Source organism: Exiguobacterium sp. s123 (genome assembly GCF_018617075.1).
In the GTDB taxonomy this organism is placed as follows: Bacteria; Bacillota; Bacilli; order Exiguobacteriales; family Exiguobacteriaceae; genus Exiguobacterium; species Exiguobacterium profundum.
The window spans coordinates 1-759 of sequence record NZ_JACSJL010000022.1 but is presented as its reverse complement, the minus strand read 5'-3'; the positions used below and the strand labels follow the sequence as shown (position 1 = coordinate 759).

Below are 759 nucleotides of genomic sequence, written 5' to 3'. Positions count from 1 at the left end.
TACACCCTTGGATAGCTCTGAGACGACGAAGCTGACTTCTCCATCCGCCACCACCCATGTCCCGTATAGATACACTTTCTTGATCGGACGCTCTTCTGCATCCAGATAGATCAGCACCCGGAAGTAAGGCGAGTTCCGTCCGTCATCGAACCGGACGACCTTCTCGACGCAATGTTCCCTGTCGACGACACGCATCCATTCGGGATGTTCCATCAGTTCCGAGAACACCGTCCGGACGAACGGATCCAATCCAGCGAACGCATAGTCATCAAGCAGCCCCTCATCCATCACGTCTCCCCCCTTCCGCTTCGCTATAGAACGATTCCCCGTCCAGAGCCAGTTCAGTCCTTGTTCATGAAGCTACAGAAATGAAGACTTTTAAAAATTGTATACACAGATACATGTATACAATCATCCCTTTTTCTTATGTACGACGATTCCGTCGAATCATATTGGTATTGAAAAAGACGGTGAGGTGGGTCAAGCGTTCTCCTTCCTTCACATCACAAAGAATATCCATGCTCACAAGTTTTAAGTCCTCAAAATCTTCTTGGAGCCGGTCAGGAAGGCGTCGAAGTAATACCTCCGTCATCTCGTCCATAGTCTGTTGATCTAGTTGGTAGCTGTCCTCCTGAATCATCCTCTCCTGTTGATAGCCTCATGATACCTCGCATCCACGTAAGCAACATCTCAGGATATTTCACGTAAGCCCTGGTGTTGTTTCAAACAAGCCCTAGGGCTTGTTTAGAAAACATGCTC

1 protein-coding gene is annotated in these 759 nt (G+C 48.2%); it reads right to left on the bottom strand.

Annotation, left to right across the window (positions count from 1 at the left end; all coding sequences use genetic code 11):
• Window positions 1–288: hypothetical protein (locus tag KNO72_RS15465; protein ID WP_214758775.1), on the bottom strand; the 288-nt coding region annotated here is incomplete at its 3' end.
• Between the last annotated feature and the right edge of the window lie 471 nt (window positions 289–759).